25 protein-coding genes are annotated in these 26,248 nt (G+C 43.7%); 19 read left to right on the top strand and 6 right to left on the bottom strand.

Features of this window, described 5'->3' with window-relative positions; all coding sequences use genetic code 11:
• Positions 1-16 precede the first annotated feature (16 nt).
• The 17 genes from ACWXW9_RS08270 (at position 17) to ACWXW9_RS08190 (ending at position 14,514) form a co-directional block, all read left to right on the top strand.
• On the top strand, positions 17-346 hold the full coding sequence (locus tag ACWXW9_RS08270) for a hypothetical protein (RefSeq protein ID WP_494929019.1): 330 nt from the start codon (positions 17-19) through the stop codon (positions 344-346).
• Positions 324-788, top strand: coding sequence for a prepilin peptidase (locus ACWXW9_RS08265; protein WP_494929018.1), 465 nt, complete (start codon positions 324-326; stop codon positions 786-788). The genes ACWXW9_RS08270 and ACWXW9_RS08265 overlap by 23 nt, the downstream gene beginning before the upstream one ends.
• A gap of 12 nt (positions 789-800) precedes the next feature.
• Positions 801-1,562: a Flp pilus assembly protein CpaB gene (gene cpaB, locus ACWXW9_RS08260; protein ID WP_494929017.1), complete on the top strand. Its 762-nt coding sequence runs from the start codon at positions 801-803 to the stop codon at positions 1,560-1,562.
• Positions 1,555-2,364 (top strand): hypothetical protein, encoded by an 810-nt coding sequence (locus ACWXW9_RS08255; protein ID WP_494929016.1) that lies wholly within the window; start codon positions 1,555-1,557, stop codon positions 2,362-2,364. Before cpaB ends, ACWXW9_RS08255 begins: the two co-directional genes overlap by 8 nt.
• On the top strand, positions 2,361-3,707 hold the full coding sequence (locus ACWXW9_RS08250) for an ATPase, T2SS/T4P/T4SS family (protein WP_494929015.1): 1,347 nt from the start codon (positions 2,361-2,363) through the stop codon (positions 3,705-3,707). The genes ACWXW9_RS08255 and ACWXW9_RS08250 overlap by 4 nt, the downstream gene beginning before the upstream one ends.
• Entirely contained in the window at positions 3,704-4,642 is a 939-nt protein-coding gene (locus ACWXW9_RS08245; protein WP_494929014.1) for a hypothetical protein, read from the top strand. The genes ACWXW9_RS08250 and ACWXW9_RS08245 overlap by 4 nt, the downstream gene beginning before the upstream one ends.
• Positions 4,643-4,670: 28 nt before the next feature.
• A complete protein-coding gene (locus ACWXW9_RS08240; protein WP_494929013.1) occupies positions 4,671-4,967 on the top strand; it encodes a hypothetical protein in 297 nt (98 codons plus the stop codon).
• On the top strand, positions 4,951-5,721 hold the full coding sequence (locus ACWXW9_RS08235) for a JAB domain-containing protein (RefSeq protein WP_494929012.1): 771 nt from the start codon (positions 4,951-4,953) through the stop codon (positions 5,719-5,721). The genes ACWXW9_RS08240 and ACWXW9_RS08235 overlap by 17 nt, the downstream gene beginning before the upstream one ends.
• 13 nt (positions 5,722-5,734) lie before the next feature.
• Entirely contained in the window at positions 5,735-6,607 is an 873-nt protein-coding gene (locus tag ACWXW9_RS08230; protein WP_494929011.1) for a type II secretion system F family protein, read from the top strand.
• Positions 6,608-6,621: 14 nt separating this feature from the next.
• On the top strand, positions 6,622-7,017 hold the full coding sequence (locus ACWXW9_RS08225) for a DUF4320 family protein (protein ID WP_494929010.1): 396 nt from the start codon (positions 6,622-6,624) through the stop codon (positions 7,015-7,017).
• A complete protein-coding gene (locus ACWXW9_RS08220) occupies positions 7,014-7,550 on the top strand; it encodes a hypothetical protein (RefSeq protein WP_494929009.1) in 537 nt (178 codons plus the stop codon). The genes ACWXW9_RS08225 and ACWXW9_RS08220 overlap by 4 nt, the downstream gene beginning before the upstream one ends.
• A gap of 115 nt (positions 7,551-7,665) precedes the next feature.
• Positions 7,666-8,292 (top strand): DUF6550 family protein, encoded by a 627-nt coding sequence (locus tag ACWXW9_RS08215; protein ID WP_494929008.1) that lies wholly within the window; start codon positions 7,666-7,668, stop codon positions 8,290-8,292.
• Positions 8,293-8,370: 78 nt separating this feature from the next.
• A complete protein-coding gene (locus tag ACWXW9_RS08210; protein WP_494929007.1) occupies positions 8,371-10,026 on the top strand; it encodes a DUF8193 domain-containing protein in 1,656 nt (551 codons plus the stop codon).
• 27 nt (positions 10,027-10,053) lie between these two features.
• Entirely contained in the window at positions 10,054-10,746 is a 693-nt protein-coding gene (locus tag ACWXW9_RS08205) for a TraC-like domain-containing protein (protein ID WP_494929006.1), read from the top strand.
• Positions 10,736-11,569 carry a C39 family peptidase gene (locus ACWXW9_RS08200; RefSeq protein ID WP_494929005.1) on the top strand — a complete coding sequence of 278 codons (834 nt, stop codon included), beginning with the start codon at positions 10,736-10,738 and terminating at the stop codon, positions 11,567-11,569. Before ACWXW9_RS08205 ends, ACWXW9_RS08200 begins: the two co-directional genes overlap by 11 nt.
• A gap of 15 nt (positions 11,570-11,584) precedes the next feature.
• Positions 11,585-13,402 (top strand): VirB4 family type IV secretion system protein, encoded by a 1,818-nt coding sequence (locus ACWXW9_RS08195; protein WP_494929004.1) that lies wholly within the window; start codon positions 11,585-11,587, stop codon positions 13,400-13,402.
• 95 nt (positions 13,403-13,497) lie between these two features.
• Positions 13,498-14,514 carry a hypothetical protein gene (locus ACWXW9_RS08190; RefSeq protein ID WP_494929003.1) on the top strand — a complete coding sequence of 339 codons (1,017 nt, stop codon included), beginning with the start codon at positions 13,498-13,500 and terminating at the stop codon, positions 14,512-14,514.
• Between the two features lie 294 nt (positions 14,515-14,808).
• On the opposite strand, the gene ACWXW9_RS08185 is transcribed toward ACWXW9_RS08190, so the two are convergent.
• The 6 genes from ACWXW9_RS08185 to ACWXW9_RS08160 form a co-directional block, all read right to left on the bottom strand.
• Complete coding sequence (locus ACWXW9_RS08185; protein WP_494929002.1) at positions 14,809-15,909, bottom strand: FRG domain-containing protein; 1,101 nt, start codon at positions 15,907-15,909, stop codon at positions 14,809-14,811.
• Positions 15,910-15,969: 60 nt separating this feature from the next.
• Entirely contained in the window at positions 15,970-16,461 is a 492-nt protein-coding gene (locus tag ACWXW9_RS08180) for a hypothetical protein (protein WP_494929001.1), read from the bottom strand.
• Positions 16,462-17,028: 567 nt separating this feature from the next.
• Positions 17,029-17,706, bottom strand: coding sequence for a hypothetical protein (locus ACWXW9_RS08175; RefSeq protein WP_494929000.1), 678 nt, complete (start codon positions 17,704-17,706; stop codon positions 17,029-17,031).
• Positions 17,707-17,920: 214 nt separating this feature from the next.
• A complete protein-coding gene (locus ACWXW9_RS08170) occupies positions 17,921-20,404 on the bottom strand; it encodes a pPIWI_RE module domain-containing protein (protein ID WP_494928999.1) in 2,484 nt (827 codons plus the stop codon).
• 1 nt (position 20,405) lies between these two features.
• Positions 20,406-23,387, bottom strand: coding sequence for a pPIWI_RE_Z domain-containing protein (locus ACWXW9_RS08165; protein WP_494928998.1), 2,982 nt, complete (start codon positions 23,385-23,387; stop codon positions 20,406-20,408).
• A gap of 96 nt (positions 23,388-23,483) precedes the next feature.
• Positions 23,484-24,533, bottom strand: coding sequence for a restriction endonuclease-related protein (locus tag ACWXW9_RS08160; protein WP_494928997.1), 1,050 nt, complete (start codon positions 24,531-24,533; stop codon positions 23,484-23,486).
• A 498-nt stretch (positions 24,534-25,031) separates the two neighbouring features.
• Between ACWXW9_RS08160 and ACWXW9_RS08155 the strand changes: the two genes are divergently transcribed.
• Together ACWXW9_RS08155 and ACWXW9_RS08150 are read left to right on the top strand one after the other, a co-directional pair.
• On the top strand, positions 25,032-25,448 hold the full coding sequence (locus tag ACWXW9_RS08155; protein WP_494928996.1) for a hypothetical protein: 417 nt from the start codon (positions 25,032-25,034) through the stop codon (positions 25,446-25,448).
• 105 nt (positions 25,449-25,553) lie between these two features.
• Complete coding sequence (locus tag ACWXW9_RS08150) at positions 25,554-25,934, top strand: hypothetical protein (protein ID WP_494928995.1); 381 nt, start codon at positions 25,554-25,556, stop codon at positions 25,932-25,934.
• The last annotated feature ends 314 nt before the right edge of the window (positions 25,935-26,248 follow it).

The following is a 26,248-nucleotide window of genomic DNA, read 5'->3' as shown; positions in this document are numbered from 1 at the left end:
TGAAGGAGGTGATTTCATGGAACAAGACACTCATACCCTCTATATCCCTATGGGGGTGAAGACAGAAAGCGAGTTGTTTCCCGGCTTCGGCAAAAAACAGCTTATTCAATCGGTGATCGGCTCCCTGGGAACGGGAGGTATCGCCTTATTGCTGTGGTTGATCGGAGCAAGCGTCTCGCTCACCATCGTTACTTTTCTGGTCGGCGTTTCGGCTTCGGTGATGATGACCACCAAGGACCGCATGAATTTATCGGTGCTGGATCAGATGAAGCATATGGTCCGTTTTGCCAAGGGACAAAAAGTGTATCCGTACTGTGCAATGGATGAATGGCCCTGCAAGCCATAAAGGAGGCTTGTCTCCCATGTTCTTGCTAAAAGGCATACTGTTTGCTGGCCTTCTATTATGGGCTAGCCTTCAAGATCTACGGACTCGGGAAATTCCCGATAGGCTCTCCTTGGGGATACTAGGAGTCGGCCTCATTAACATCTCCTTTCTCCCGGCAATATTGGGAATGTTCGTGGCCAGCTTCCCCTTTTACGTAGCTGCGGTATTATCTAATGGGAAGATTGGCGGTGGCGACGTCAAGCTTATGGCCGCTTGCGGCTTTATGTTAGGGGTCAGTGGCGGAATACTGCAAACCATCATTGGACTGTCACTGACCCTAATCGCCTCCATAGTATTGCACTTTATATCCGGCTTCAAAAGTACAAAAAACCTTGCAATGCCGCTTGCGCCTTTTTTGGCCGTAGGCGGCATTGTTGCTTTTTGGATCATTCATCTTAACTAGGAGGAATGTCATTTGCATTGGTTCAAAAACCGTACCGTTCTGGGAATAGGCTGCATCATCCTCTCCCTCCTGATTTGCTTCGGCTTAACCCCACTCTTTAATCAATCACTACGGGCGCAGACAAAAATCGTCAGAGTCACAAAAGAAATTGCACAAGGGGAGCAGATTACCAAGGACAAGCTGGAAATCGCTCAAGTTGGGGCCTATAACTTACCCTCCAATGTCGTGACAACGTTGGATGCAGCCATCGGCAAATATGCCGAAGCTACGTTGCAAAAAGGCGACTACATTCTTTCGAGCAAATTATCCGCCACTTCTCCTACTGAATTTTCTTATCTAAGCCGTCTGGACGGAACCAAACAGGCGATGTCCATTACGATCAAAAGCTTTGCGGCCGGATTGTCGGGCAAGCTGCAAGCCGGGGATATTATCACCCTGATTGCTTCCGATTACGGTGAAATGAAAACAACCAGTCTACCGCCTGAGCTGCAATATGTGGAAGTGCTAGCCGCAACGACAGGAAGTGGTGCAGATAAGGAAACAAACTTAAGCGCCCCATCAGCAGACGAAGACAAACAAGAACTGCCCTCCACACTTACGCTGTTGGTGCAGCTCGACCAGGCGCAACTTCTAGCCGATATGGAGATTAAAGGTCAGCTTCATGCCGTTCTGGTCTATCGGGGAGATCAAGCTACAGCACAAGCATTTGTCGCCAAGCAGGATCAATACCTCGCTCAAAAAGCTCTTTTAGACAAGGAGACTGATCATGAATAAGCATCAGATTATTGCCGTATGGGGCAGTCCGTGCAGCGGAAAGACGATAACATCCATCAAACTGGCGCGGGAATTCGCGTCTCAAAAAATCAATGTTCTGGTCGTTTTCTGTGATGCCGTCTGCCCTGCCGTTCCTACCCTGCTGACGGATGCAAACTCCAAAGAAAAGTCATTAGGTCGATTACTGAGCCTCCCCTCCTTATCGCAGGAAACCATTTTACAGCATCTCATTCCTTGCAAACCTTTTGCCCATCTGGCATTGATCGGCTATGTTCACGGCGATAACGCGTTTAGCTATGCCAGCTATGCCAAGGAACGAGCCGTCGATTTCTTCACCTTGGCGCGGCACTTGGCAGATGTCGTCATTGTGGATTGCTCCAGTCTGCTGTCATCCGATCCGTTGTCCGTAGCTGCACTCGAAGTGGCGGATCAAGTATTCAGGGTGCATGAATGCACCCTAAAAAGCCTGGTGTATTTTGCTTCACATCTGCCACTGCTGGCTGACTCCCGCTTTCATACCGAAAATCATCTGCATCTTCTCTCCAACGTAAAAGCGGGCCAGGACAGTGTGCAGTACAGCAATGTGTTTGGCGGTATTCATCATCTGCTGCCTTATCTGCCCTTGCTTGAACAACAATCTTTTTCGGCGCGGCTGCTGGATGCTTACGAAGGAAAGGATACCCGATCTTATCAAACGACCATTCAGAACATCGCAGAGCGCTTTATGGACAACCCGCTAAAAACAGAAAAGCAACCCTTCCTCTCCTCCCTCAGAGATAAATGGAAAGGAGTGCGATCATGAAAGGAGCATCGCTATTCTTTCAGGCCAATAACCGTCAGAAACCGTTCCCCGACGTGCTGAAAGAGGTGCAAGAGTATCTCTCGGGAAAATACGCCACACTCATCGCTAAAAATGCCGACGAACAGAAGCAGCAAATCATTTCATACACCAGTAAATATTTGACGGACTATCGCTTGAGTGTAGAGGGCCTTTCCTTCGATGAATTGGTTGAACGGTTGTATGCGGAAATGGCCGAGTTTTCTTTTTTAACCCCCTATTTGTTTTCCCGTGATGTGGAAGAGATCAATATCAACGGCTACAAGGATGTGAAAATCACGTATACGGATGGGCGCATCCTTCCGGCGTCGGAACAATTCGCCTCCCCGGAACATGCTATCGATGTGGTACGCCGTCTGCTCCATAAATCGGGTATGATTTTCGATCACTCCCAGCCGATGGTCCGAGGTCATTTAGCGAACAATATCCGCATCACGGTTTTTGGTGTACCGATTACCGATCCGGACAAAGGCGTGGCTGCATCCATTCGGATCATCAACCCACAAAAGTTGAACAAACAGGATTTTGTCCGCAATGGAACGGCTACAGCGGAAATGCTGGATTTCCTGAGCCTTTGTCTGCGTTACGGCTTATCGATCTGCGTGACCGGAGCTACAGGCAGCGGAAAAACGACCTTGATGAGTTGGCTATTATCAACCATTCCTTACGACAAGCGGATTTTCACCATTGAAAACGGCACACGTGAGTTTGACCTCGTAGTGGAAGATGAGCACGGACAGGTGCAGAACAATGTCGTCCATACCGTAACCCGATACAGCGAAGATGGTAGGCAAAATATTGACCAGGAGAAGCTGCTGGAATATGCCTTGACTGCCAACCCGGATATTATTTGTGTCGGGGAAATGAAATCATCAGAAGCCTTTGCCGCTCAGGAAGCAGCCCGCACCGGACATGGAGTCATTACAACGACTCACGCCAATTCATGCCTGGCAACCTACTACCGGATGGTCACACTTTGCAAGCAAAAATATGATATGAACGACAACACTCTGTACAACCTCGTCACCGAAGCCTTTCCGATTGTCATGTTCGTGAAAAAGCTGGAGGATAACTCTCGCAAGGTCATGGAAGTGACGGAGTGCGAGATTTTACCCGATGGCAGCAGAGAGATTCGTACGCTCTTTCGTTATGCCGTTTCTTTCAACACTGTAGCAGATGGAAAAATTCAGATTACCGGGACTTACGAGAAAGTTCAAAGTATCTCGGCAAACTTGCAAAAACGGTTACTGGAAAACGGGATGCCGTTAAGCCTGTTGCAACCGTTGATCGGGGGGGATGCTTCATGACCCTACTGCTGATCGTTGCCTTTATCGGACTTGCTTCCGGGTTCTTTCTTGTATTCCGTTTATCGCCTGCTGCGATGATTCATACGTTGACTCGTCTCACCCCAAGATTACACTTTCGAGAGCCTTCTCTGCGAAAACGAACACATCAAGTACAGCATCCCAAAAAGATGAAGGGCATCCGGCTCACCATTCATGAGGTTCGAATGATGCTAGAGCAAACAGGCAGAAAAGAAGCTTTTGGCAGGCTTTGCTTCTGTTCGCTTACTCTCTTCATTGTGGGAGCGCTGCTCTCGCTTCTATTGAATAACTGGTTTATGCTGCCGGTGTTGGCGGGAGGAATGGCTTTGCTGCCCTTTTGGATGGTTCTGTTTAGCGCAAGTTTTTACAAAAAGCGGCTGAATGCGGAACTGGAAACTGCTTTGTCAGTGATTACGACTTCCTACTTACGCAGCGAGAGCATTATTTCTGCTGTAGAGGAAAATGTCAGCTATCTGCATCCTCCCGTAGTGGATGTATTTCAGTCCTTTCTGGCTAAGTCCAAGCTGATTAACTCCAATCTGCAACAAGCCTTGACTGAGCTGAAGAACCGAATTTCCAATACTGTCTTTCAGGAATGGTGTGATGCGGTGATTGCTTGCCAGGAGGACGTCACCCTCAAGACTACCCTTACCCCGATCATCTCCAAACTATCCGATATGCGGGTGGTTTCAGCGGAACTGGACTATTTACTCTACGAACCGCTCAAAGAATTTATTACGATGGCACTTCTCCTGATCGGCAATATTCCGCTCATGTATTTTCTTAACAAGGATTGGTTTCATACCCTGGTCTATACCGCAACGGGTAAATCTATTCTGGCGATCTGCGCCTTGACGATCTTGATTTCCCTCGCCGCCGTCATTCGTTTAACTCGCCCGATTGAATATCAGCGATGAAGCTTACATTTCACTAGGAGGAATCATTATGCCAGAGTCTCCCTTAGAGCCAAACAGTCTGAAACAAACCGCCTTGCTTCTTGAAAAGCTGCTGTTTCCCACCCTGCCGATTCCCGCTCAAATTCAGCAGGGTTTGGAGAAATACGGAACAAGAGGTTTTTTTCAACGCTTGGAAGAATTGGACTTCCCCCCGGATACACTTACCCAGCTTCAAGCCGTACGGCTTGTCCTGTACGGAAAAGAGGAATTGACACCTACGGAAGATCAGAAGACACTGGATGTTGATCAATCAGACAAGGAACCTCCCCATGACTCCTACCTATGACCCGAGCCGTGTATCCAGCTTTATTCAAGGCCTATCCGCTCTGACTGGAATGTCTGAACGAAAGCTTCAACACTATGCCAAGGAGCATAATCTGTTCAACCTGCTGGAGCATCCCCATGTGATCGAAACCACTCCCCGGCAGCTTGAAAAACTTCAATCGCTCAATCAATTTCTCGTAGCCTACAAACTGCTCAAACTGGAAGAAAGCCAAGGAAAAGTCCCCTTTAAGTCAGCAGACATCGCCGGAGCTTTCTTTTCCGCTCAGCTTGGCCGGGTAAAGGATAAGGAAAAATTTATGGTAGCCTTCTTAGACAATGGGAATCACTTAATTGAGGCACGTGTGATGAGCGAGGGAAGTGTCGATATGGCGCAGGTTTATCCCCGCGAAGTCTTAAAAGCCGCTTTAAATTGCGACTGTGCATCCATTATTATGGCCCATAACCACCCCGGCGGTTCCCTCAAGCCGAGTATGGAAGACCTGATTTTGACTGAGCGTCTCGTTTCCATCTTCGATCCACTGCATATTTCGGTATTGGATCATTTCATTATCGCAAACGGAACCTATGCTTCAATGGCCCAACTGCAAAAAATGCCGCAGCCTTCGGATAAACAAATCTGCTATGAAAGCATCCCGCTCCGTTCTGCGAGAGTTAACGAAATTCCCGGTTTCTATCCGGATACTGTGGCTGAAAACCACTGGACCTATGATGACGGCTATCCGCAAGACACGGAACGGGATGAATATGAACGATAAAGGAGGTAAGTCTGTGTATGGTATTTTGTTGAGCTTCGGCTTGCTGTTCGCAGCCGGAGCTTATTTTCTTACTGCGGAGTGGCTCAAGCTGCCCTCATTAGCTGCGTCACGCACAGTCATGCAAGCCGCCAAATATTCGAAGCGAAAAAAACAACCGCTGGAAGCACTGATTACCGAATTAGCCTCCCGTCTGACTCCATGGATAAAACTCAGTGATTACAAACAACGAAAGACAGCGGCTATGCTAAAATCCGCTGAAATCCCACTGAGTCCCGCGACGTATTATGCTCAGGCCGTTGTGAAGTCCGGCCTCCTTGCGCTAACTATCATCCCTTGCCTGCTGCTCATTCCCTTGCTTTCGCCGCTACTCCTTCTGCTTTCGATAGGTGTGTTCTTCAAAGAGATACAGGCTGCCGACCAGACCCTAAAAAAGAAACGGGAACAAATTGAATATGAGCTGCCGCGCTTTGCCTCCACCATTGCTCAAGAGTTAAAAGCCACGCGGGATGTCCTGCTGATTTTGGAAACATACCGTAAAAATGCTGGAGCAAGCCTGGCCAGCGAGCTTGAAATTACGATAGCCGATATGAAAAGCGGCAATCATGAAACAGCTTTGACCCGCCTGGAGACCCGAATGAGCAGCACCATGCTGTCAGATATTGTCCGTGGCTTGCTGGCCGTCCAGCGGGGTGACCAGGAAACGGTTTATTTTGAAATGCTGGCCCATGATTTTAAGCTGCTGGAAATCCAGCGGCTCAAGCTCATTGCCATGAAGCGCCCGGGCAAAATCCGTAAATATTCCTTTTACATGCTGGGCTGCTTTCTACTCATGTATCTGGTCATTATCGGCATGGAAATCATGAAGGCCCTTGGTAATCTGTTTTGAAGGGAGGAACGCAGATGTTGCCTGTTCTACGAAGCAAACGAGGCGAAGGCTATATCGATGTTGTGGTGCTTGTGCTGGTTGTCATGCTCGGAATCGCTTTGACGGTCAAAGTGTTTCCCGTGTTTATCGCTAAAAATCAGTTGGACCATTTTGCCAACGAGCTTGTGCGGGAAGCTGAAATCTGTGGCAGAGTAGACACCGAAGTTAACAGCCGGGCTCTGCAGCTAAAAAGTCAGACAGGGATAAATCCAATCATCTCCTGGTCTAGGGCGGGAAACCTGCAAATCGATGAAGAAGTCACTGTGACCTTGCAATCGACAGTAAATATCGGACTATTTGGAGACTTTGCTTCCTTCCCCATTGATCTGATCGCCAAGGCTACAGGGAAGTCAGAGGTGTATTGGAAATGAAGCACATTCGCAATAATTACGGTAATGGGTTTCCACTGGCCATTGCAGCGGTATTGGCGATCTTGATGATATCCTGCGTCATTTTTGAATATATGCGTTTAGTTATCATCGCATCCGGTGTGCGTGATGCGGTACAAAGCTCCATCCTCGCCGTATCCACGGAAAACTATGCGAAAGTTTACAATGGGCTGCGAGAGGGGTATTCTGGGGGCTATATCTTAAGCCCAGCGGATATGTGGGAAGAACAGGTAAGCACCGGGGATGTATTCTCGCGGCTGGATCAAACACTGGGGCTTTCCGAGGAAGGTAACGAACATATAAAATATGCCGGTACGGAAAAGGAATATTCAGTGTCATATCTTCGCATCACCGTTCACAATGCTCCCTTTGCCCCCGCTTCTCCCAGTGCCGTTCCTAAATTTGAGGCTGAAGCGACAATTACACTTGAGGTTCCCTTGTCCTTTGGCTGGAATGCTCTACCGCCGATGAAATCCAGTTTGACAGTAAAGGCAGGTTATACGCCAAAGTTTTGACACACTTATCTGAGCTTGTTTTATTGGTTTTTACAAATTTATACATTACAATAGAAGTATAACTATTGTGTACATGGATCTTTCCCATTCAATAACCTTAAGGAGATGAACGTCTGTGTCAAAGCCTTCGACGAAGACCAAACGGATCATTTTGATCTCGGGAATATCGGTCGTATGCCTTCTATCAGCAGTATTCATTATAGGCTCTTGGAACAAAGAAGATCCTAAGCCCGTATCCAAGATTCCGGCAACCCAAGCTCCCACCTCTGTGACCATTAATGTACCGAAAAAACAACCAGCAGATCATATGCAGACCCTCAATAAACAGGAGTCCGTGCAACCTACACCTTCATCTAAGCCTTCTTCCCCTCCTGTTGTCGTTCCTGAAATCAAGGAACAGCCAACAGTTACTGATATGCCTGTTTTACAGCCGGAAGTTAAAGAACAGCATGTGGAGGTTCCGATTACTACACCTAAAAAAACTCCAAAACCTACGGAAACTCCGAAACCGAAGCCGAAAACCTCAACTGTTCAAAAGAACAAATCTACTTCTCCTAGTAACGGCAAAAAAGTTTCACAGCCAGCTAAGAAGGAAAAAAGTGAACCGAAGGCTGGAGACAAAAATAGTAAGGGACAAGTATGGTTTCCTGGTTTTGGATGGGTAGAGGATAGCGGACCGAATCAAGGAACAACCGCAAACGATATGTATGAGAATGGTAACAAAATTGGAAACATGGATTAAACTAATAAATCTGTTCATTTCTTAAAAGAGAGTGCGAAATCATAACGCACTCTCTTTTTTTATGGGGAGGAATAAAGTTTGAGAAAACTTTTCAATATTATATGTTGCGTAATGATCGCCTCTCTGTTTTATGCATCCTCTTCATACGCCACAGGCGATGGAAACATTGATAATGGCGGCGGAGGTATGGGAAACGGCACCTCACAAAATAAATGGATTCCCGGATACGATGGTGTAAGAATTACTGTAATTCGGGCAAGCGACGAAAAACCAGTATCTGCACCTATTGATTATACTAATAAAACTATACCAGAAAATTTACTTCACTTTGGAAAAGTGAGCAAAATCCATTATCGAAACGGCACTCATTTAATGCCAAGGAACGGCGGCTATACGTATAAAAAGGCCAGTCAGCCCATACCTACCATTATTAGCTCAGACAGTTCAGCTTCCAGTATTACAGCTATAAAAAGATACTTTACTGATGAACAGGTGATACGCAGTATTGCCTCTTCTTCAAGAGTTGACTTCGATACCCTCACCAACGGTAATTACCGCCTTTTACTGGAACCCATCGCCTACCTAACTTTTCAAGGCTCCAAAATGGGCATGACCGCTCATGAGGCTGCTCTGTATGACCAAATCCTAAACGGCGGCTTACGCTCAAAGATGGTCAGCTTAACACATAAAAACTTGCCGCTGGCCATGTTTTTGGAAAAGCCAGATCTAGGTTTCCCCGCCTGGTCCGGCTCCAGCAACAAACGGGTAAGCAATTCGGAAATCATCTCTTCCCTGGGTTTGGGAATTGTTCGGTTTAAAGAACTTCCCCCACCTCCCGTGGAGACAGACATCCAGTATGAATATAGAACCAATACAGATGTAATCACCCCGATTTTTTTATCAACAGCTAGGAAGATTACACCCGAAGACCCTGCGGAGGTCACTTTTCATATCATGGGAAGCACCTATACCGTTACCGGGATTGTCATCCCTGAAGGGGAACGCCAAGTCGTCTGGTGCAAATGGCACACACCAAGCACACCACAAACGGTAACGATTCAGGTCAGGGCCAGCCAGGGCTGGGTTAGTCAAAACACCATCAAAACCAAAATAATAAGCCTAGATCAAAATCCGCCACCGAATCCTACAGCAACAGAACGAAACAATTCCTTCTCCATACCAAGTGTCCCCTCCCATTCACAAAGAACATCCGCTACATGGGAAATCTGGTCCGCTCATTGGCATTCCGAGGAAGATGGCCCAGGATGGTGGGAGTATGAGTGGACGAGCTATTCCGCTACTTTATCCGCCAATGGAACAGTTACGCCGGATACCAAATCACCTACTGCACAGAGAGATACCATGAAATCTGGTTATGGCGTAAATATGGAGATCGCTACACAGCTATCCTCCAATGCCCCAAGCTCTCATCTTACAGGTGCTCAACATGCGGTTGCCTATTTTCCTGAATTTCACTATAAAACCTACTGGCGACTGTATGACCGCATAACAAACGGATACAACTCCACGTTCAAACTCAAGCCAAACAAGTATTCCACGTATAACGGAAGAGTGCATTTTACTCCCATCTGGTTTCCAGATGGCAACTATACCCCCTATACCAACATCATCGATGCTTGGACCCCAGACGGTATGCTTTCTCTCAATGTGTCAGACAGTGTTCAAATCAAGGGTAATCTGTTCTCGGATTGGCATATCGCTCCCAAAAAATAGATTCCTTACACGGAAGGTGGTACAACCATGCTACTACCGATTATCATGCTGCTCCTCTGCCTTGTTGGCGGGGGTGCAGTCTTTTTTTACCTCAAAATGAGTACCCGCAAAAGTAGTGTTTCACCTGATACCAAGCAGCAATCGGCCCATGAATTTATCAACGTAAAAGATATTCGTGGACATTACTTATATACGCAGGACGGTTTGGTGCTCTGTTTTTTGAAGATCATCCCCATTAGCATTGACCTGCTCAGCAAGAGTGAAAAGAAACAGTCTATCAACATGCTGACAGCCGAGCTGTCCACCGTCCAGTTTCCGTTTAAATTTATCGCCGTCAGCCGACCAGTGGATATTTCTCCCCTCATTTCACAATTAACGGCATTACTCAACACAGACGACCCCAAGCAAAAAGAGTTACTCAAGCATGAGATTTTGGAAATGAACACGTTTGCCCTTTCCGGGGAAGTCGTAGAGCGGCAATTTTATATGTCCGTTTGGAATCGGCTTGAACCGGAAGGTGAGCGGGAAACCTTGCTCCGCATCAAAAGCTTGGCTCAACACTTTGAAGATTGCCAGGTGCAAGTCCAGATATTAAAACAGCATGATATCGTCCGGCTATGTAATCTGGTCCATAATCCGGGTTACACACATCTGGAAACCACCGATCAGGAGGCGATGATCCCCTTTCTAACTGAAGCAGGTGGAATGTATGGCCGTTGACCCTGCTACTGCCAAAATCATTGCTCAATTAGCCGTTAAAGTAGCTACCGACGAACAAGCCCGCAAACGAATGTTGCTGCTTATTCTAGCGCCGGTTATCGCCTTTTTGCTGCTTATAGCCATGATCCTGCAAATTCTGACCGCACCTGTTCAACTGCTGGGAAGCCTGTTCCAAGAAAACGAAATGCCGTATGTCACCGAAATACGAACCGACTACGGTTTCACCCAAATGTTGCAGGATACGGAAGACGGGTATGAAGAAAGCAAGGGACAACAGTACGAAGGTGTAACCCTGAAATCAGGAGAAACCGAAGTGGTGTACTACAACCAAATGGACTCCCGCTGGGCGGATATGATGTACGGAACCAGCGGCACTATTGGGGAAGCGGGTTGCGGACCTACTTCCTTGGCCATGGTGGTTTCCACATTTATCGGAAAGACGGTTGATCCGGTGACGATGGCGAATTGGGCGTACCAGAACGGTTATCGGGCTGAAGGAAATGGCAGCTATCATTCCCTGATCCCTGAAGGCGGCAAACATTTTGGGCTGCAAGTGGAAGGCAGTAGTGCCAAGGAAGCACAAAAAATTGTGAATGCCCTGTCAAGCGGAAAGCTAGTCATTGCCATTATGAGCAAAGGCCACTTCACCTCGTCAGGGCATTTTATGGTGCTGCGTGGCGTGACGGCGGAAGGCAAAATTCTGATCGCAGATCCGGCCAGCAAGAAACGAAGCAGTCAGGAATGGGACCTTGATCTTATCTTACAGGAGGCTCGCCAAAACGCTGCTTCTGGTGGTCCGTTTTGGATACTCTCCAAAAAATAGGAGTGGGCAAATATAATGAAACGAAAAGAACATGTCGAAGTGTCTACCAATCCGTCGCTGCTGAATGTCATTACACCTATGGGGCTGGAATTTGAGCGCAATCGTTTTATCCTCGGTGAAAACAATGCCAAGGTGTATGGTATTATTCAATACCCGCAAAAAGTAGATGTCGGCTGGCTCTCCAAAATCACCAACATCCCCAGCACCATCGTCTCCATCGGCTTTCAACCTACCGACAACAGCGCCCTGATCTCAGCCATCTCCAAGTCGATTGTCCAAAACCGCGGCGCTGCCGAAAGTGCAAAAGACCCGCTCACCCGACAGCGGGCCGAAAAAGCGGCAAATGACGGAGAGCGAGTCATGCTACAGATTGACCAACACGGGGAAACGGTAGGACTCATGAATGTCACCATTATGCCGCTTGCCGATGATGAGAAAAGTTTTAGTCGCGTATGCCGCCGGATGGAGAACACCCTGAGTATGATGAAGTGCAAAATCCGCACACTTGCCAATTTACAAAAGGAAGGATTGCGGCATCTCTCTCCTACCTATCCAGCCAACGAAAAAATTGAACCTATCGTCAATCGGATCATTCCAATGAGTACGTTTGTCGGGGGCTTCCCCTTTGCCAGCAGCGGCTTTAGTGATGAAACTGGATACTATTTTGCCAAGGATAATCACGGCGGATTGGTCATTATCGATACTTGGCAACGCGGCAATGACCGTACCAATTCCAACATCGTCATTATGGGCGTTGCGGGCGTGGGAAAATCAACAGCGGTAAAACATGTTGCCCTGAGCGAGTATTTTATGGGGACCAAGCTCATTTTCATTGACCCGGAGTCGGAGTATAGGGAACTGTGCCAGAGCTTAAATGGCGACTGGATCAATGCGGGCGGCGGCTCCAACGGGAAGATCAACCCACTGCAAATTCGCCCCGCTCCCCGTGACGAAGAAGGCGAGGAAAATCCGCTCTACAAGGATGAAGGCAATGGCATGTCGGATATGGCTTTACATCTGAAAAATCTTGAAATCTTTTTTAATCTTTACATCCCTGACTTGACCATGATGCAAAAAGCAGTGCTCAAGCAATGCCTGATTGAATTGTACAACCAGTTTCAGATTACCTGGACTACGGATATTTCGACGCTGGGTAATACCGACTTCCCCACTTTCACAGACCTGTACGAGTTGATTCATGGTAAAGAAACAACACTTGGCGACGAAGTCTATAAAGAGCTATCCCTGCTGTTCTATGATATAGCGAACGGTGGGGATTCTTTTTTATGGAACGGTCACAGTACGATTGAAACCCATTCCCGTTGCATCTGTTTAGATACCCACACGCTTCAAAACACTTCGGATAATATCAAACGAACGCAATATTTCAATCTGCTCTCCTGGTGCTGGGAGCAAATGTCCAAAGACCGCTCAGAACGGGTGCTGCTCATCTGCGATGAAAGCTATTTGATGATTGACCCGAACGTTCCCCAAAGTCTGGTGTTTTTGCGGAATGTCGAGAAACGCGCCCGGAAATATGAATCCGGCCTGGCGATTATTTCACACAGTGTCGTAGACTTCCTCGCACCGGAAGTAAAAATGTATGGGCAAGCGCTCTTGGATATTCCCTGCATCAAGATCATCATGGGGACGGACGGGAAAAACCTGCAAGAAACACGGGAACTCTATAACCTGACGGATGCCGAAGAGGAACTACTAGCCAGTAAAAAACGAGGACATGCCCTGTTTATGATCGGTTCCAAGCGGCTGCATATTCATTTTGATATCCCCGAGTACAAGTTTGCCTATATGGGAAAGGCAGGCGGTCGCTAACCATGAACCGGAAGAAAAAGCTTATCGAATTATTCCTCTATATAGTTTTGGTCATTGTGGGTATTGTACTGCTCTTGCTCAGAGGAGTGTAAGCGATGATTTTATATTTGACGAATAAAGGCAAGGTGAATTTGCTGGATTTTGCCGAGCAAGAAACTGGGTTGATCGTCAAGAAGCTCACGGGCAGTTTCTCCCTCCTGCAATTTGTCGTTAAAGATATGCGTAGTTTCAGCCACTTCAACTATTTCGTCATTGATCGAAGCGCCGTGACCGAAAATGACATTGAGTTTGTACAAGCGATTTCTTCCTTTCGGATCATGTATGATGCCAGGGTGATTGTGATTGATGAAGAACTAACGGTAGATGGCCCTTTTGCCAAAGACTTAGTCCAATCCGGTGTTACTGACCTGGTAACTGCGTGTACAATCGAAGACATTCAATCTGAAATCCTGGAATGCTTGTCTGCGGAAGGAATGCAGAGATACAAGGTTGTCGTCCCTCCCGCTCAAACAAATGATGTTGTATCTTTGCCGGCACAAGAGCAGTACCGTTTTACCTGTACCAATCTCACGATTGCTATAGCTGGGAGTGATCGGCGAACAGGCGTAACGACTACCGCAATTAATTTGGTCTGTTGGATCAACAGTCATGGAGGTTCCGCATGTTATCTGGAGGCCAATACCAGTAAGCATCTGGCTCATATCGTACAGCTTTTTCAACCTGAGCAGGACAAGAACGCTTATGTCATTCAGGAACAGGACTTTTATTTTACCAAAGAATTCAATCGGAACTATAACTTCATAGTGGTGGATTGCGGTGTATTGGGGGAGAAGCAACTTCAAGAGGATTTTGTAAAAGCTAATGTACGGATTTTATGTGGTTCGGCTATGCCGTATGAGATCCCAGTTTTTTACAGAGCTATTAAACGTTGTAACGAGTTATCCGTTCATTCATTAGCTTTGTATGTACAAAGAGATATTCAACAATATATGGAGCGTAACATCAGCGAAAACATTTTATATGGCGAAGGCTCTCATGATTTATTTGATACAGAAGTCAATACTCAAGTGTATAAACACTTAATAAGTGATTTTATCTCACCTTCACTATAGAAAGAAATACGGCTCTTCGCTATACTGGGTGGTTAATGACACGTTTGATAGGTTAATAGAGCGATTTGACATGGAGCCTCTGCGGGCATGAGTACTCGCGAAAGCCGCGAAGAAGCATAGGGACTTCGCGATGATAACCAGCTTATCATGCCCGCCCTCCATATAAAATCGCAGTCTATTTTACCCAAGCCGAATAGCGAGGAGGCAGAAATACAGAATGAGGTATTAGCACAAAAAAACAAATGGGAGCATGATAGCTATGGGTGATCCATCACACTCCCATTCTTCTTTTATTTACTGATACCTTTGCTTGATGTAACTGGCGATATTATCATAATCACCATAGATGAATTTTTTATTTATACCCATAAAGTCTAATTCCTTCAATATTTCATCTTTGTTTTCTACGACTATAATTGTATCGGCCCAAGTTCTTTGTTGTGAAAGTATAGGTGTATTATAAACACTTTCTTTAAATGAAAGGTAAGTTTGATAAATAAAAAGTCCTTGCTGATTACGTCCTCTTTCAAAGGAGAGGATAGGTGAATACATAAAATTAGGCATACAATCTATCCACCAAACTGGCTCTGCATGTTCTGTTATTTGGGTTAAAAACTTCTGTAAATACAATGTATAGAACAATACCTCAATAAATATTTCTTCATAATTTTCTTCGATTTCTTTAAAGATTGATTTTTTTTCATCCGTTATAAGCACATCGTAGCTAAGCAATATTTCTTTTTTATAACCCCCCCCATTATAGGCAGGGAATTTTGATTTGAATGGTGACTGCAAGCGTGCCTTTCGAAAATAATAATGCCAATCTTTATTTAATTGTTTGAATTTTTTATAGAAATCTAAAGGGTATTCTTTTTCATACCTGCAAAAACATTCGTAAAAATTAACCAACAAACTTCTTTTGTTTTGGATAAAAAGCTCAAGGATATTAGTGTCTTCATTTTGGGCGATGATATCTGTGATATCGATAATTTTATTTTGTAAAATGTAAATAAAGCTTTTGCTTTCGTCAAAATTTTCATCTTCACGATTCTTATATGGTTGACATGAAAAATATAACGCAACTAACGGAGATGTAGTAAAGTCAATTAAATTAGTCGGAATTCCATGGTGTTGAGCAAACGCCAAAAAATCAGTTCGTTCATCTTGACTCAGTTTATGCCATACCTCTCTTTTGAAGTCATTCTTCATTTTAATAAACGGGTATTCTACCTTTGAATTTTCAAAACCGGGCCTATACTCTCTTAATGCAGAGGAAACTGTTTCATGATAATTAGTAGGTTCGCCTCTAAAAATACAGTTAGCAAATCGGCCATCCGAAAACAGCTTTATGTAATCAGAAAGGCTACTGACTTTCACTTCCTTTGCCGTAGACAATTCTCTTAGTTTCCTTTTTGAATACCTCATATTTATAATCCCCATTTATTTGATGATATTTTATAAATTATAATTATAAGCAATAAAACCATCCAATGGATCTATAATACGATTGGGATGAGAGTGACTAACTATTTCGCTCGGCAACACCTTGTTATTGAGTCGAAAACCTCCAGATGAGTCCTGCGATCTAATTTTCTGATTGAAAGCTGACAAATAATCTTCCGGGATATTTTGTAGCGGTATATCACTAGAGAATATTGTCAGTATTCCTACTTTCTTTAAGTTAGGTTGACAAAATAACTGTGCTGCCATCCCACAAATGAATTCACTCCCGTAAATTAAATAATGTCCGCAATTTTCAATAAGCTCCCTTTGAGAATAAGTAAGCCAAACAGATTTATGTGGATGCTCCAATTCATTCCATAATTCGTCGAAAATATTAAGTATTTTATCCTCTGTAATCCATTTATCTTTCAAGCGTATTAATGCCTCTTCTTTTGCTAATTCCTTTTCAATTGGAACTATACCATTTTGATAATAGCTTTCCACAGATATTGGACGGCAACCATGATGCCCTCTTAAATGCGTGTATTCTTCCTACAAATCGAAATACGATCTTTTTTTGATCTTTATAAGTTCTTCAAAAATAGCTACATGCATAACCAAGCCCCTTGTCAATAATGTATTCCCCTCAATTTTGATCAATAGAATTGTATACCATAAAAACAGAGGACAGTCTCTGGAACTATCCATAGTTTTAAACATCTTCTTCCCTAACATACTTATCACATCGGTTCATTACGCTTTGGAACGGATACTGAGACTACATCCTACAGATTTAGCTAGCCTTGATAAAAATTTTAAATTTCACAATATGATAACAAGTAATATAAAAAAACTGTATGCTAGGTGCGTTTTACGTCATGCCAATGAAATCTATCCCTTTCTTCCTGTACTCGAAGCTTCGTCATGTTCTTTTACCGAAGCGTAGTCTGTATGAACCAGGTGAAGGCTCATGGAAATGGCTGAAACACGTTAAATCTATATAATGCGTTTATATGAAAAATCTTCTTATCCAAAAATGCCAAATCCTTTTTTTAGAATCACTCTGCTGCTTCAGAAGTATATAGCGAAGTGAAATACATCATTTTCATTACCTAAGAATAGGCAGTTATAATCAACACTAGCTTCACCAATCGAGATTACGGGGAAGATTTTATATGCACTATTATAATTATAAACGAGGTCACTGGTAAAAGTAGGAACACTTTTTTTCCTTAGAAAAGGGAAAAAACATATCTTTTGCTCACTTGCCAGCGGTTTACTGCCTGCAGTTTTTCTGTCTCCTAATTGTATTAAAGAAGAAAAATTAGTAACACAATTAAACCAACCAATTAGAAATGCTCTCTTGCCCTTATTTCCTCCCTGTATTTCAGCCGACAACCAGTCGAAATCATCTTGATAAACACTCCAATTCTTACTTGCAGAATTCGTCCCAGACGCGCTTTTCCAATTTTTTAGATATTTCACTTCAATTTTAAAGTTCTTTGTTTTCACATAAATATCATGGTTCAACTTACCATCAGCTTTCCTCTTGGTATCGCCCACAGTATAATGAGCCATATGCCGAAAAGGATACCCAATGCGTACGCAAATATCCATTTCATTATAATTTTCATCGGCAATTTTTTTCAACTCTTCTTTTGTTTTGTCTTTATACAACTCATTGAATTCATCGATAACAAATAAACAAGTTGAAAGCAAGTATTGATCAATTGTTGGGCTAGGACTCATTTTATCACCACCAAATGCAAGGGTTGGAATTAGTCTGTCACCCCAACTGTTAATTCATACACAAACAAAAAACGATATTTCCATCGATTCATTTTAGATAGTTGGAGGCAAGGGGAATGCCCCTTAACCGGGCATCACTATCAGTGATGCGCCCATCTTCCACATTTTATGACGGTTAATACAGATGAGTTAGTTCGTCCAGCCTATCGTCCTCCTAGACAAATTCTGCTTCATCTTCATTCCACTCATGGTTTTTACGCTTCATATACTTCTCTATCGACTTCATCATTTTCAAGGGATAAGGGAGAGTTAGTGTAGTTTCAAACGAAACGCACATCTCTCTCATGAATTGAACAATCCAAGCTAAGCGGTCGCGTTCCGATTCTTCCATATAGCCCATCGGCATGTATTCCACCGCACGTGGCTGCTGAAAAGTTTTGGAGGGATTATGTAGCTTGGTCATTTTCTTGTTGATCCTTCTTTGTGAAATACCTTTTGTCCCCACCCCGTAATATAGGCCGCTTGTTCCATCAGAATACACACCTGTAGATAGCGATAAAGGCTTGAACCCATACATTGGAATTTCATCCGTTGTATTAATACGAATCACTATAATATTCGGATCGTCTTGAATCCACGAAGCAATCGGTGGATTCTGCACCTTAGATACTTTGTCATTCGTTAATGCCCAAATCCCCTTTGTTCTTAAGTGTGCTCCAATTAGGAGTATGAACGCTTCAGTATTTAGTTTCTCCCTTCTTAATTGTTCATCTAGCCATCGTGTAACTTGTGACTTCCCTTTCTTCAGATAGGGGGCAATTGGCTTTAACATATGACTGCTTAAAATAGCTTGATGAAGCGGTAGCCACTCCTCCATTCCATCGCCTCTTACAAAGAGCGCACCTTGCTCCAATTTAGTCAGTAAGGGAAAAACTCCATGATCCGCTTGAATCAAATCAAATGATATAATAGGGCGAACTTCACCAATTTCGACAAACGGTTTGAAATCAACAACTCCGGCATCGGATAAGAGGTCCAAAATTGCGTTAAACACCTTATGTTTGTAGTTGGTTTCTTGTTGTCCTTCATCCACACCTTCTTGATCTTCGTCAAACACTATACCTTCTGGATAAATAAACTGTGTTAGGCGGCCTGTTCGTCGAAATCCTTCTCTTACCGCAAGTTTAGGATCGGCATCCTCCCATATCTTCTCCCAATTTTCTTTCGGCAAAATTTCAATTAATGATAGGGTTACTTGATCTACAGTCGTGACATGCCCAAGTGTCCGATCAATGTAATTGACCCGATGCATATAGGCATCGTTTCCATAGGCAGCGTCTAAAGCATCTACATAGCCTTGCTGCTCTTGTTTAATCAAGGTCAATCGATTCCCCGTCATCGATACCAATCGAAAAACATCCTCATCTTCCTCTTCTACAATTGCTTTCAAATTATATTTTTTCTCTCGAAGTGCCTGAATAGCTTGATTATAAAGCGTATCAGGCCCCCAAACCTCCAGTATGAATTCCTTTGCATGAGGCACAAGGATAGGGGGCAGTTTGCTCTTTTCTTTATTTTGGGCAGATACAGACCTTGGTTTTGGGATGTAAGACATTAGAGCAAAGGGCATCCATTGTTTTAGCTCCTCGGCCACAATCTCATAGAACTGTCTTTTCTCCTCAATACTAATCCCAGAACCAATCCGATGTGATCGGTACACTTGCTGATTGTGAATGACCATTACGCGAGGGTTACAACCCTCACCAAATCGCTGCGGGTTCGTAATAATCTCCTCAGGCGTAAAAGGTTGGTTCCACAGCAAATCAAAAAAAAGTTCATCCAAGCCCTCTTTCCATCTTGTATAGGGGGCCTGGTTCCCTTGTCTTCGATAGGAAAGACTAGCAAAGGAGCGTACGTTCTCCTGATCCATGCCCGTAAACGGGTTGTCCATCGATACGAGCAACGTACTGTGAATTTTGCCTTTCAATTTTTGTGTGTTGACAGGTTTCGTAATGATACGACGCACACCAAAAGTGACAAGAAGCATATATCGATTCGGCTCACCTCCCCTAGTCTTTAAACGAAAACGCACAACGTAGCTGAACTCTCCTCTTCTTGTTGATATTATTTGAGACATACAATCTGCTTCCCTCGGTGCAAATACTTTTGAGAATCGTAGAACAAGCGGCTCATCCTCTTCCCTCAGATGCAGTGTTTTCTCGCTTTGACAAAATCGATGAGCCACGAGAGAAGGCAGTAGACTATAGTATAGGGATTTAGCTTCTGTACAAGCTTGGCTAACCGTTATTGTTTTCCACTGAAGTTCCGAAGACAGAACTTCATCAGGTACGGGAACCCCTTCCTCACTCGCAGTCTTTAGAAACCAAGCCTTTACAAGGAGAATTAGAGTTTCTAATCGTATGGGTTTTACGGCGAGAAGCCATGGCTTCTTAATATCTTTATAGAACTCGTTATCTACCATAACCAAATCAGGAAAAATGCTCTTCAGCTTATCTCCAAGCGGCTTAATTCTTTTCTTCAGAGCATATTCGTTTTCTTGACTTCCCTTACGTAATTGAAGCACCCATGCCTTCCAAACCTCAGGTATATTCAATTGGTAAATAGTCTCGACATCCCACTTGGAAAGCTCCATATCAAAGGCAAAAAGCTGCAGTTTGGTACTTTTAGAACGACTCATCTTATTCTCCCTTCATCATTTCCTGAATACTATCAATAAAAGGTCCATACAGGCTTCGAAAAGCAAGATTCGACTCATTATCCCTCATGATCTTCTGCCAATAGTCAAACATTGATTCTCCATCTTCTACATTCAACGGTTGTGCATCAAATTTACTATCACAATAGAAAACACGAGCACTCGTCCCATTGCGAAGCAATCTACCAATCGTTTGCCATATGGGTACAAACGTAAACCAAGCGATAATTTGTCTTTCCTCTGGGTTTAGAGACGCCCAATAATCCGGCTTACGGTATAACCGATGAAAAAGCTTATTGCTTTCCCTTCGAATCAAGGTAACCCCTTCATGATAATGCAAACTTTCTGATTGTATTTGTGCTAACATACTTGGCAAACTCGCGTGAAGTAATTGAATTAAATAAGCCATATCGTTTGGAATCGGGTAAGGACGTACCAAGAAAAAAACGGAGCCAAACAATGAGCCTTTCTCTTCATCCAGAATATTATAACCGCGGCTAATTGCGAGCATCGGTGCAATCAATACATCAGCTGGTTCTTGAACAAAACGCTCAAGTTCGGAACGCATAAACTCGGTTTCATCTACTCCTTCTGTACTTCGGCTGAGTTGACGGAAACGACCAGCCCATGCAGGCCGTAATTTTAAAGCTGCTGAAACATTCGCCACATCGTCATATGAATTGACAATAAGCAACACCCTGCGTTTAGGCCCAACCTTACTCCATTCTGCCAGTTCTTGCTCAATCTTAGGGAGTAGTAATGTTGTCATCCGCTTTAAGTTTTCACTACGGCGTTCCTCATTCTGACCGGAGACTGCAATCGGATATTCTGAACCGTTCTCAAATAAAGGATAATATTGTTGATAAATTTTGGGGGATTCCCAATTCGATTCAAGTAACCATGCAGGTTTAACATCGACATCATAATGCGGTGAACCAGGTGCAAAACTCGTACCAGACATCAGAACAATTGCTGGACCTTGATGAGCATCCGAATGCTCAAAGATTTGATTCCAATCTTGCAATAAAAGACGACCAACGCCTGAATAATGGACCGTCTTGAAGGTGCCAGGCACCCCTTCTCGCTTCACCTCGTACATATAACCGGTTAGTCTGCCGGTCATCGCTTCCTTAAGGAATGCTATGAAGCCACGTTGGTTATTTTGGAAAATATTCACTTCGCTGAACAGCCCTATTTTTGAACGAATGTAGGGGTACAACTCCTTTAGCTCTTCCAAATCGTAATCAACTACACTTAAATACAAGTAGAATTCCAACCAATCATAAGGATAGCGATATGATCCTCTTGTCTCTTCTTGACCCCCTAAATAAGTAATAACCCGCCTCAAAATAGTTCGACGTTCTTCAAATGACTCCGCTCCTAATAAATTTAATACTTCACCATATAACTCATCATGAAGAGGATTTTCGGTGAATAGTTGAAGCCTGTTCTCGAAATTCTGTCGTGCCTCATCTGTGTTCGTAAAAGCTCGACTAATCCTAAAGGATTCCGTCGATAATTGAATTAATCGTCGACGTAAGGATAACGCAAATTCAGGCGAACGAAGTAGTTTGCGATAAACACCGCCACGAATGGTTTTATATAATCGATGCAACCCATCTATCCATTGTTGAACGATTGTATCTTCACTGTTACTATATTGACCTGCTGTCTTGAGCGTTGTCTCGACCAAAAGCTTCTCAAAGAAATGCTCAGATGTACCAAATAAAGCATGCTCTTCCAGAAAAGCTTCATCAAACTGCTTTTGCACTGCATCCACTTCATCAATAAATATAATGTCGAGCAGATCATACATAGCCTCATAGATCGTTCGCTCATATGGATCAATCATTCCCGGTAGTTTTGATTGTAAAATGCTTGCTGAAGTGGTTACCCATACTTGAGCATCGATAAGCTTGGCATAATCCTGATAAACGCCACATTGCGAAGCAAACGGACATAAGCAGACAGTTGCCTTAGGTGGTTGTTGTATCCTGCGACATGGATAGTCTTTGCTAAGATCCTCGTCGTTAGCTAATGCCCGAATAAGGCAGTGATCAGATAGATGCTGAAGCTCAAGATGCTCATCATTGCTCCAATCGGCAACATCATAGATCGAATGCTGTCTAGCCTTCAAGTAATTATCACGATGTTTGGGGCGATCTGTCTTACCGATAATCGGAATGGCGTAAACGCCGAGATGTCGCAGTTCTTTCACCCGATTAAGTACTTGGGGAACACTTTCCTCAATGAATCCAATCCTGGCTCCTTGTTGAACCAGTCGTGCCGTTTCTGCAACTCTAAATGTCGACTTCCCTGCTCCCAAGCCGCCGATAATATGCTGGATGCCTTTATATGTGAGTACTTCAGCTAATTGATTTTGTAGTGGCTTAAGCTGAATAACTTGTCCCTCGCGGTGCTTCCACTCCGAACTAACCGCCGCTTCCTCAATACCTACGGCGGGATTAAAAAAACCGTCAGAAAGTTTAAGCTGGAAGATGCTCTTTTCTCGGTAACGTGAGAATTGAGGAAGCGGATCTGGAACATAAGGGATATACCCTGTAAACGGCTCACTATTGGGGACGTTTGTTTCATAACAAAATGTCCCTATCTCCGCAAGCCTATGATCTTTAGCAATATTTTCGATTGGCGCCTTCAAAAGTTGTTCATACCAAAGCTGTCGATCTGCGAAGATCGTGGGGAGTCTTCTAAGCCATTTAGCTTCTGTAGGGTCGTACAAGCACAGCTCAGAAGGAAGCAAGCGGTACATTCGGAATATTTTTTTCCATAGCCGCTTGGAGCGAAGATCTCGAAATAACACACGAATACGATGCACAATATCTACATTTGCCTTTTGAGGGAGTACCGGGAAGTCGTGTCCCGCCATAAGACTGCTTGCCTCAGCGATGGGCATATTAGGGTCAATGAGCTTGCAGCCTGTTACGAAGAGTTCAACCGTGTACATAATATCAAGGTTATCCTGGGATAAACCTGATACTGAAAGTTTACGTTTGAATCGGCTTCGATAATCTCGGTCTCGGTATGAAACTCTCATCTACCATTACACCTCTTCCTTCAACATCATAACAATGTCCTTCTCATCAATTATGCGAATATGTTTAGCGTGTGGACTTAATAATCTTCGAAGTTCTAACACATAATCAAGATTTCGCTTCCTTCGATATTCAGGAATGACGATATAAATTCCCTCTCCGCTATACTTCTGAAGTTGATAGGCTGTCTGCTCATTAAAAAATTTGGCTAATGAAAATGGATTGTTAAAATCTTTCATATCAAGATAAATGGAGCGCTGGCCCAAATTCACTTCCAAATCAAATCGATCAACATCTGGAAACATCGTGACCTTGTATCCAAGCTCTACTAAATCATTATGAGCATGCAATTCGGCTAGTCCTGGAAGCAACGTATATCGGTGTACTCCGACCCGCAAGCGAAACAAGCGTTCATTGGTATCCCAGCCTTGTAATTGTTGTTCCCGACTTTGCAGCTGACCACAAATATCTTCAATACCGCAGTGCCATTGATGATTACGTTGCTCCAATGTCCAGCCACATCTTGGACATTTACGATAACGGGATGCTTCTTGTGTGATTTCGTCGTAACAGTTTTGAAGTGACTTAAAAAGAGTTACGTCACCCAATGAATGTCCAAAAGAAAGAAACTCGCTGAGAGTCACAACGGGTTCGGTAATAAGGAAGATACGTAGTTTGCGATATTGTTCATCCAATTGAGGAACAGTATTACGACAATACTGAAGAATTGACAAAACTTCCTTAACATGAGCTTCTTCAGGAGAATCATAGATCAGTTTAAACTCTCTAGCAGCTGTAGAAAGACCAATGTAAGGCACAACAAGAGGCTGGGCAAAAATGTGGCTTTCGATTTCTGGCAACCCCCATTCGACGGCGGGTTTCTGTAGCAGCTTTAGTAGCGCAACGTAATCAGGCGGAGGAGAAATTTCTGCTTCCATCAGAGCTTTTGAGAGCAATCGATAGCCTTTCTGAAGATTATCCGGGATACGCTCTTTGGTTACTTCCCATTCTTCCAGGCCAGTGATTAGGTAGTAGAGAGTTTCTTTTACATCTGGCATTCGTGTCTCCAACCTTTCTGTAAAATAGCATATATTCTCATTTTAAAGGATGGCTAGACAAAATGCTTCCAGGAATGTATGCACGCATCAAAAAAAGATTGATAATATGCAAATTTTCAGTTTCTATGTATTTATCAGCTCTCAAACTATACTGTACATTATTTTTCTCATATTTATTTTAAAGGTCAGACTTGTCCTGCTCAACTGTTTATGACCGGTTCCAAGCGCTGCATATTCATTTTGATATCCCTGAGTGCAAGTTTGCCTATATGGGGAAGGCAGGCGGTCGCTAACCATGAACCGGAAGAAAAAGCTTATCGAATTATTCCTCTATATGGTTTTGGTCATTGTGGGTATGGTGCTGCTCTTGCTCAGAGGGGTGTAAGTGATGATTTTATATTTGACGAATAAAGGCAAGGTGAATTTACTGGGTTTTGCCGAGCAAGAAACTGGATTGATCGTCAAGAACTCACAGGTAGTTTCTCACTACTTCAATTTATGGTTAAGGATATGCACAGTTTCAGTCACTTCAATTATTTCGTCATTGACCGAAACGCCGTGACCGAAAATGATATCGAGTTTGTCCAAGCGATTTCTTCCTTTCGGACCATGTTTGATACCAGGGTGATTGTGATTGATGAAGAGTTACTGGTAAATGGACCTTTTGCCAAAGACTTAGTCCAATCCGGTGTTACTGACTTGGTAACTGCGTGTACAATCGAAGACATTCAATCTGAAATCTTGGAATGCTTATCTGCGGAAGGAATGCAGAGATATAAGATCGTTGTCCCTCCCATTCAAACGAATAATGTTGTACCTTTGCCGGCACAAGAGCAGAACCGTTTTACCTGTACGAATCTCACGATTGCCATAGCTGGGAGTGATCCGCGCACAGGCGTAACGACCCGCAATTAATTTGGTGTGTTGGATCAATAGTCACGGAGGTGCAGCTTGTTATCTGGAGGCCAAATACCAGCAAGCATCTGGCTCATATTGTGCAGCTCTTTCAACCTGAGCAGGTTGGAAATGCTTATGTTTTGCAGGAACAAGGATTTTTACTTCACCAGAGAGATTGATCGAGATTATAACTTAATTGTAGTCGATTGCGGTGTAGTGGGAGAAAAACAACTTCAAGAAGAGTTTTTAAAAGCGAGTATTCGAGTCGTTTGTGGTTCTGTCATGCCGTATGAAACCCCTGGCTTTTATAAGGCAATTAAACAATGCCAAGACCTTCCTATACACGCACTGGGGTTATTTGCTCCAGGAGATATACAATCTTATTTGAAACGTATAGTCGATAAAGATATCTTTTTTGGTGAAAGCTCGCATGATTTATTTGATTCACACGCAAATACCCCACTATATAAAAGGCTGCTTGAAGATTACATGATGACATTGTAATGAATTTGAAAGCTGGTATGTGCTTAGAGATTCTCATAAAAGAAGTGAAAGAAAACCATCATTACACTGGTTTTCTTTCCTTCTAAAATTTAAAGATTTTTAAGTAACCACTTATAATGTGAATTTACGGACTTTCCCAACCATACTCATCATAATTTATGTCCTCCAGATAATTACTCACGGCTTTCTTCACAAGCGGCATGGTATTAGAAGGTAGCTCCTTAATATCAACCCATACAAAATGTGGATTGTCAACATTAAACTAGACATTTTTTTTGTGGTGCCTCTGCTTGAACTCAGTAGGACTCAAGTAC

Source organism: Paenibacillus sp. LT-B23 (assembly GCF_059417685.1).
This window is presented reverse-complemented; position numbering and strand designations above follow the sequence as displayed.